General features: G+C 70.1%; 6 protein-coding genes and 1 rRNA gene. 5 read left to right on the top strand and 2 right to left on the bottom strand.

What is annotated here, in order from left to right; translation table 11 throughout:
• Positions 1–153: 153 nt before the first annotated feature.
• Genes FNH09_RS42835 through FNH09_RS42815 form a run of 5 tightly spaced genes read left to right on the top strand, consistent with a single transcriptional unit; the run spans position 154 to position 6,898 of the window.
• On the top strand, positions 154–1,020 hold the full coding sequence (locus tag FNH09_RS42835) for a DUF8175 domain-containg protein (RefSeq protein WP_152895277.1): 867 nt from the start codon (positions 154–156) through the stop codon (positions 1,018–1,020).
• Entirely contained in the window at positions 1,010–2,332 is a 1,323-nt protein-coding gene (locus tag FNH09_RS42830) for a hypothetical protein (protein ID WP_152895276.1), read from the top strand. Before FNH09_RS42835 ends, FNH09_RS42830 begins: the two co-directional genes overlap by 11 nt.
• A complete protein-coding gene (locus tag FNH09_RS42825; RefSeq protein ID WP_152895275.1) occupies positions 2,329–3,888 on the top strand; it encodes an SCO6880 family protein in 1,560 nt (519 codons plus the stop codon). Before FNH09_RS42830 ends, FNH09_RS42825 begins: the two co-directional genes overlap by 4 nt.
• A 6-nt stretch (positions 3,889–3,894) precedes the next feature.
• The gene (locus tag FNH09_RS42820; protein ID WP_152895274.1) at positions 3,895–5,322 is read left to right on the top strand and encodes an ATP-binding protein; all 1,428 of its coding nucleotides are present in this window, start codon (positions 3,895–3,897) and stop codon (positions 5,320–5,322) included.
• A 16-nt stretch (positions 5,323–5,338) separates the two neighbouring features.
• A complete protein-coding gene (locus FNH09_RS42815) occupies positions 5,339–6,898 on the top strand; it encodes a type IV secretory system conjugative DNA transfer family protein (RefSeq protein WP_152895273.1) in 1,560 nt (519 codons plus the stop codon).
• Between the two features lies 1 nt (position 6,899).
• Here the strand turns inward: FNH09_RS42815 and FNH09_RS42810 are convergent, their stop codons facing one another.
• Both FNH09_RS42810 and rrf read right to left on the bottom strand, forming a co-directional pair.
• Complete coding sequence (locus FNH09_RS42810) at positions 6,900–7,445, bottom strand: GNAT family N-acetyltransferase (RefSeq protein ID WP_152895272.1); 546 nt, start codon at positions 7,443–7,445, stop codon at positions 6,900–6,902.
• Positions 7,446–7,515: 70 nt separating this feature from the next.
• Positions 7,516–7,632 (bottom strand): 5S ribosomal RNA (rrf, locus tag FNH09_RS42805).
• Between the last annotated feature and the right edge of the window lie 8 nt (positions 7,633–7,640).

Genomic DNA, 7,640 nt, shown 5'->3' with positions numbered 1-7,640 from the left:
GTTCCACTCCTCTCCCCACCCGCCCGTCGTGCCCACCGGCTGAGGTTGCGTTTCCCTGATGTCGAGTCACCACACCGCGCCCGCGCGGGAACCAGCACGGCTACCGTCGTACTTCTACGCTTTTCGGTACGAGGTCGAGGGGGCGTACGCGAGATGAGCCTCGGGGACGATCAGAGCTACGGCGACACCGCACGCGGCGGTGCCGGCGACGGCTACGGCGGCACCGGCCAGACCCGCACCCGCCTGCCCGACGGCGACCCCTACGGGGGCGCCCGACGCGGCGGCCGCTCGTCCACGCGGAGCCTGGTCACGGTGGTCGGCGTGGTCGTCCTGCTCATCGCGGCGATCGCCTTCGCCAACCGTGGAGGAGACGATTCCGCATCCGCGGACGGCACCAGATCCACGGGCGCTGGCGAAAACAAGCCGAAGACGTCGACCACCGCGGCCAGCGGGACAAAACCGGTGGAGACGAAGACGGACGGGATCCCGAGCGGGTTCGCCGACACCTCGCAGGGCGCGCAGTCGGCCGCCGCGAACTACGCGGTCGCGCTCGGCTCGACCGGCATGTTCCAGCAGGACAGCCGACACGCGCTCCTCGACGCCCTCTACACGCCCGCGGCCGCCACCCGCCTGCGGACCCCGATGGACCGGGCCTACTCCGCCGACTTCCTGGGCAAGCTCGGGCTCGACGCCGAGGGCAAGGCACCGGAGGGCAGCACGTTCGTCTCCCGGGTGGTCCCGGTGGGCACGACGGTCCGGTCGTACGCCGACACCACCGCCAAGGTCTCGGTCTGGTACCTGGGACTCATCGGGATGTCGGGCGACACCTCGACCGACCCCGTCACCTCCACCTGGAAGACCTGGACGTTCGAACTGCAATGGTCGAGCGACGACTGGAAGATCACTGCTGACTCCCAGCAGGACGGCCCCGCCCCCGTCCCGGGCGACGACCGGGCCGCCGGCTCCGACGAGATCAGCAAGGCCATCGAGGAGTACGGAGGGTTCACGTATGCCCGGTAACCCGCACCGCGTGCTCAGGCTCGCCACAGTCGTCACCGCCGTACAGACGTCGGCCGTGCTGCTGGCGACGCGCGCCGTCGCCGCGCCCACACCCAGCCCGTCGCCCTCGCCCTCGGCGTCCCCCTCGCCGTCCGGGAACAGCGACTGCGACCTCATCGTCGGCGAGGCCAAGAAGTACTGCGAACGCGGCAACGCCCCCTCCGGCACCACCCCCAGCACCACCGACACCCTCGACCCCCTCTCCTCCCTCGCCAAGGGCTGCGCCGACGCCGCGTCCTGGACCGTCGACAAGCTCAGCGAGGCCGTGCAGGACACCGCGAACGTCGACTTCACCAACCCCAAGTTCCTCCAGCAGTACGCGGTCGTCTTCGCCGCCTCGACCGTGCTGACGCTCCTGCTGTGGCTGCTGGCCGTCGCCAAGCGGGCGGTCCGCGGGGTCCCGCTGACCACCGCCATCGGGGAGGCCGTCGGCTTCCTCTGGCTCACCGTGCTGGCCTCCGCCTTCACCCCGCTGATCCTCTACACGGTCGTCTCCGCGACCGACGGCATCACCGACGTCCTGGCGAAGACCACCGGGAACCAGACCGACACGTTCTTCGGCAACTTCTCCGGCGCCCTCGCCAAGGGCGACAACATCGGCGGCGGCCCGATCATGCTGATCGTGGTGTCGCTGGTCTCCATCCTCGCCGCCGGCGTCCTGTGGCTGGAGCTGGTCATCCGGGCCGCGCTCCTCTACGTCGGCGCCCTGCTCGGCACCGTCGTCTACGCCGGCATGGTCGACAAGAACCTGTGGGGCCATGTGCGCCGCTGGGCCGGAATCATGATCGCCGTGATCCTGGTCAAACCGGTCATCGTCATCGTGCTCGGCCTGGCCGGCGCCCTCTCCACCGACGACGGCCCGGGCGCCTTCTCCGCCGTGGTCTCCGGACTCGCGATCATCCTGCTCGCCATCTTCGCCAGCGCGATGATCTACCGCTTCGTCCCCGGCTTCGGCGACGAGATCGCCAACTCCCGCAACAACCGGATCATGCAGGGCGCCGAGGGCAAGGCCGCCGCCGTCATCAGCTCCCCGGCGACCCTGGTCGCCCAGGGCATCAAGACGCACAGCACCCGAGCCGACAACAACGGCGGCGGCCAGTCCGGTTCCACCGGCCCCCGCCCGGCCAACCCCGTCTCGGGCGGAGTGGCGGCGCACGGCTCCCGCGCCCCGGGCGGATCCGTCCCCGCACCCGCGCCCCGCGCACCCAGCGCGATCAACACCCCGCACGCCGGCAACACACGGAACAACCGCACGGGAGGTGAAGGGCGTTGACGACCGATACCCACCTGTCCCATCCGATCACGCCCCGCCGTTCATATCTGATCGGCCGCGCCCGGCCGAACGCGATCATCGGCCGCAACCGCGAGTCCGGCGAGATCGCGCTCATCGTCGTCGGCGCGTTCCTCGGCATGATGTGCGGGCTCCTCGTCCCCCTGCTGCCCCTGCGCATCGTGCTGCTGTCCGGGTTCCCCATGCTCGCGCTGGCCGCGGTCTACGTGCCGTACAAACAGCGCACCTTCTACAAGTGGTTCGAGGTGAACCGCAGTTACAAGCGGACCCTGCGCCGGGGCACCGCCTACCGCTCCGCCGTCATGGAGGCGGGCACCCGCGCCGACGGGCGGGAGATCGAGATCGGCCCGCCGCCCGGCATCGGCCGCATCAGCTGGCTGGCCGCGCCCTTCGGCCCCGACGAGATCGCCGTGCTCCTGCACGCCGACCGCCGTACGGTCACCGCGGCGATCGAGATCGAGGGACCCGGCGTCGGCCTGCGCGACAGCGAGGACCAGGAAGCCCTCGTCGACCGCTTCGGCACCCTCCTGAAGCACGTGGCGAACGGCGACGGCTTCGTCACCCGCCTCCAGATGCTCGCCCGCACCCTCCCCGCCGACCCCGACGCCCACGCCAAGGACGTGGCCGTACGCGGCGACGAGAAGGTACCGGGATGGCTGGCACAGTCGTACGACCAACTCCAGTCGATGGTGTCCACCAGCAGCGAGCAGCACCGCGCCTACCTCGTCGCGTGTATGCACTTCACCCGTGAACTGGCGGCCGAGGCACAGGCCATGGCGCGCGCCGCCCGCCCCGCGGCCGGCCGCAAGCTGGACCGGGACGCCGGACTCGCCGTCGTCATGGCCCGCGAGCTCACCGACATCTGCTCCCGCCTCCAGGAAGCGGACATCCGGGTCCGCCAGCCGCTGGGTCAGGGCCGTCTCGCGTCCCTGATCCACTCCATGTACGACCCGGACCACCCGATCGACCACATCCAGGCGATGACCAAGCGCAACGCCTGGCCGGCCGAACTGGACGCCATGGAGCCCCAGTACCTCCAGGCGAAGACCCGCGAGTCCTCCACCCGCGCCCCCTGGTGCCACGCCACCGCCTGGGTCAAGGAGTGGCCGATGACCCCGGTCGGCGTCAACTTCCTGGCCCCGCTCCTGGTGCACACCCCGGACGTCATCCGCACGGTCGCCGTCACGATGGACCTCGAACCCACCGAGGTCGCCATCGAACGCATGCTGACGGAGAAGACGAACGACGAGGCGGAGGCCTCCCGCGCCGCCAAGATGAACCGCACCGTCGACCCGCGTGACGTGGCCGCCCACGGCCGCCTCGACCAGCGCGGAGAGGACCTCGCCAGCGGCGCGGCCGGCGTCAACCTGGTCGGCTACATCACCGTCTCCTCACGCAATCCCGAAGCACTGGCCCGCGACAAGCGCACGATAAGGGCCTCGGCCGGAAAGTCGTATCTGAAACTGGAGTGGTGCGACCGCGAGCACCACCGCGCCTTCGTGAACACCCTTCCTTTCGCCACCGGCATTCGGAGGTAGGACCTGATGCGGGATCCGCTGTCCGTCCTCACCGACGCCTTCACCTCCTTCCTCTTCGGAAAGGTGGAGACGACCCGGCTCCCGGTGCGCACCTCGACGGGCCAGGCCCAGGCGGTCTACCTGCCCACCGCCGCCCCCGGCCTCGGTGACTCCGGCGTCATCATCGGCCGCGAGGTCTACTCCGGGAAGGGCTACATCTACGACCCCTTCCAGCTCTACGGCCAGCAGCTGCCGGCCCCGCACTGGCTCGTCCTCGGCGAGTCCGGCAACGGCAAGTCGGCCCTGGAGAAGACGTACGTCCTACGCCAACTGCGCTTCCGCGACCGGCAGGTCGTCGTCCTGGACGCGCAGGGCGAGGACGGCGTGGGCGAATGGAACCTCATCGCCCAGCAGCTGGGAATAACCCCCATCCGTCTGGACCCGATGGCCGCCCTGGACCACGGCATCCGCCTCAACCCGCTCGACCCCTCGATCACCACCACGGGCCAACTGGCACTGCTGCGCACCATCATCGAGGTCGCCATGGGCCACGGCCTGGACGAACGCTCCGGCTTCGCCCTCAAGGTCGCCCACTCCTACGTCAACGAGACGATCCTCGACCGCCAGCCGGTCCTGACCGACATCGTGGAACAACTGCGCCACCCCGAACCGGAGTCGGCCGAGGCGATGAACGTCGCCATAGACGACGTACGGGCCTGGGGCCTGGACGTGGCCCTGGTCCTGGACCGCCTGGTCGACGGCGACCTGCGTGGCATGTTCGACGGCCCGACCACCGTGGGCATCGACCTGGACGCCCCGCTGATCGTCTTCGACCTCTCCCACATCGACCGCAACTCCATCGCGATGCCGATCCTGATGGCGATCGTCGGCGTCTGGCTGGAGCACACCTGGATCCGTCCCGACCGCAAGAAGCGCATCTTCCTGGTCGAGGAGGCCTGGCACATCATCAACAGCCCCTTCGTGGCCCAGCTGTTCCAGCGGCTGCTGAAGTTCGGGCGCCGACTCGGCCTGTCCTTCGTCGCGGTCGTCCACCATCTCTCCGACGTGGTGGACGGAGCGGCCGCGAAGGAGGCTGCGGCCATCCTCAAGATGGCCTCGACCAGGACGATCTACGCGCAGAAGGCCGACGAGGCCCGGGCCACCGGCCGGGTGCTCGGCCTGCCGCGCTGGGCCGTCGAGATCATCCCCACCCTCACCCCCGGCATCGCCGTCTGGGACGTCAACGGCAATGTCCAGGTGGTCAAACACCTGGTCACCGAGACGGAACGCCCGCTGGTCTTCACCGACCGCGCGATGACCGAGTCGTCCAGCGACCTGGTCCCGGACGACGACGTGCTGCGCGCCGCCGAACTGGAGGCGGAGGAGAGGGCGGCGGCCTTCATGGAACATCATCTGGGCGATCTGGACGGCTCGTCCGAGTCGACGGTGGCATAGAAGGGGTGTCCCTGGCATGAGACCGGACGAACGCCGCCCCGGCGCGGGCGGCATCCCCGACGGCCTGCTGGTAGGCATACTCGCTTTCCTGCTCGGCATGACCCTGCTGGTGTGGACGGCCACGGGTCTCGCCGGACTGTTCTCACACGGCGCGTGGCCCTCCGGCGTCACCTTCACCCGTACCCCCGTGGCCATGCGCCGGCTGATCGCCCAGCCGCACGACATGCCCGGCGCCTGGCCGGACGCCCCTCCGGGGGAGCTCTCCGGGTACGGCCTGTTCTGGGGCCTGTTCATCGGCCAGTTGATGGTCCTGTTCGTGCTGACCGTGTTCGTGATGGGGACGCTGGCCCGCTGGAGAGCGGGCCGGGCCGGAAGACGCGCGGCGGCCACGGACACCCCGGACCACCACGAGGTGCCGGTGCAGAGAAGCCCGTCACCGACGCCCGGCCCCAGCCACCGACCACCGTCGCCCACGGGTACGAGCGGACCGGTACCCACGCCGACGAGCGAACCCGCGTCGGCGGAGGGGACGCTACAGACCGCGCCCACACTGTCGTCCGTACCGTCGCCCGTACCGACGGCCCAGCTCCAGGAGCCCTCCACCGCCCTCTTCCCCGTGGAACGCACCGTCGGGTGGGATCCGTCCCGCCCGGAGGGCACGGTCGTCTACGCCGCTCCCGAAGCCCGTCGCGCCGCCGCGGCCCGGGCCGTGCGCGACGCGGAGGGCGCGGCCCTCGTCGTCACCTCGGATCCCGTCCTCTGGCACGACACCAAGGACGCCCGCGCCAAACTGGGCCCCGTCCACCTCTACGACCCCACGCATCTGTGCGACACCCCGGCCCGCCTGCACTGGTCGCCGACCACCGGCTGCGAGGACAAGCAGACCGCGGTGCACAGGGCCGCGGCCCTGCTAGCCCCCGTCCGGCCCGCCGCCAAGATCGACCAAGCCGTCAACGACACCGCCGAAACGCTCCTGCGCAGTTATCTGCACGCCGCCGCCATCGACGGCCGCACCGTTCGCCATGTCCACCGCTGGTCCCAGGGCACCCAGATCCAGGACGCGGTACGCATCCTCCGTACGAACCCCAAGGCGGCCCCCGGCGCCGCGGGCGAGCTGGAGGGCGCCCTCACCTCGTACCCCGAACGCCGTGACATCGCCCAGGAGCTGACCAGCCGTGCGCTCTCCGCGCTGTCCACGGTCAACATCCGCGAGGCCTGCGCCCCGAACCGAAGCGATGCGCTCGCCCTGGATTCCTTCGTCGACGAAGGGGGCACGCTTTATGTGGTCGGTGAATCCATCGAGGACCCCAGGACGCACCCTGGTGCGATGCCCCTCCTGACGGCCCTCGTCTCCAGCGTGGTCGAGCGTGGCCGGCGCATGGCCGAACGGTCATCCTCCGGTCGCCTCGACCCACCACTGACGCTCGTCCTGGACGACGTCGCCGCCGTGGCTCCGCTTCCCCAGCTGCCGGAGCTGCTGGCCACCGGAGCGGACCGGGGGCTTCCCGCCCTGGCCCTGCTCCGGTCCCGGGAACAAGCCCGCTCCCGCTGGCCGCACCAGGAACTCCCGACCTAGTTCAGTCACGTTCGAGGACGAACTCCAGCTCGGACTCCTCGGAAGCCGGCTCCAACGGCACGACGATCCCGCTCGGCACGAACCCGATCCTGCGGTAGAACCGCTGCGCCCGCCCGTTGTCCGGGTGCACGAGCAGCCGTATCCGCTCGACCCCGGCGCCCCACGCCCACTCCAGTCCGGCGTCGAAGAGCACCTCGGTGAGCCCGATCCCACGGAAGTCGTCCCGTACGAACACGGCGACCAGGTGCGCCTGCTTCCGCTCGACCGGAAAGCCCGCCCAGTCCTTCGAGCCCGCCTCCTCGACCAGCACGGTCACGGTGCCGACCCACTCGCCGTCCGGCCCCTCGGCGACGATCTGCTGAGCCTCGCTCGCGCCCTCCGAGGCACGCTCGGTCCGCTGCTGCCAGAAGGAATCCGGCTCCCGGACGGCGTCCTCGTAGGTCTGGAGGAAGGCGAGGTGCGCGATCGGGTCCTGAAGCGCGAGCAGCCGCAGCGCCTTGGCGGCCGGCCACTCATCGGCGCGTATGGATCGGATGACGTAGTTCATGCGCCACACCGTATCCGGAACGCAGAAAAGGCCCCCACCGATTTAACGGTGGAGGCCTTCTCCAAAATTTGTTCGGCGGCGTCCTACTCTCCCACAGGGTCCCCCCTGCAGTACCATCGGCGCTGTGAGGCTTAGCTTCCGGGTTCGGAATGTAACCGGGCGTTTCCCTCACGCTATAACCACCGAAACACTATG

This window comes from Streptomyces adustus (assembly GCF_009377175.1).
Lineage (GTDB): Bacteria > Actinomycetota > Actinomycetes > Streptomycetales > Streptomycetaceae > Streptomyces > Streptomyces adustus.
The sequence above is the reverse complement of the archived record's forward strand: the minus strand, read 5'-3'. Positions and strand labels throughout refer to the sequence as shown.

Excerpts from the sequence above, each read along its gene's own strand:
- FNH09_RS42830 (WP_152895276.1), top strand. The coding sequence starts at position 1,010 with ATGCCCGGTAACCCGCACCGCGTGCTCAGGCTCGCCACAGTCGTCACC.
- FNH09_RS42820 (WP_152895274.1), top strand. The coding sequence starts at position 3,895 with ATGCGGGATCCGCTGTCCGTCCTCACCGACGCCTTCACCTCCTTCCTC.
- FNH09_RS42835 (WP_152895277.1), top strand. The coding sequence starts at position 154 with ATGAGCCTCGGGGACGATCAGAGCTACGGCGACACCGCACGCGGCGGT.
- FNH09_RS42815 (WP_152895273.1), top strand. The coding sequence starts at position 5,339 with ATGAGACCGGACGAACGCCGCCCCGGCGCGGGCGGCATCCCCGACGGC.
- FNH09_RS42810 (WP_152895272.1), bottom strand. The coding sequence starts at position 7,445 with ATGAACTACGTCATCCGATCCATACGCGCCGATGAGTGGCCGGCCGCC.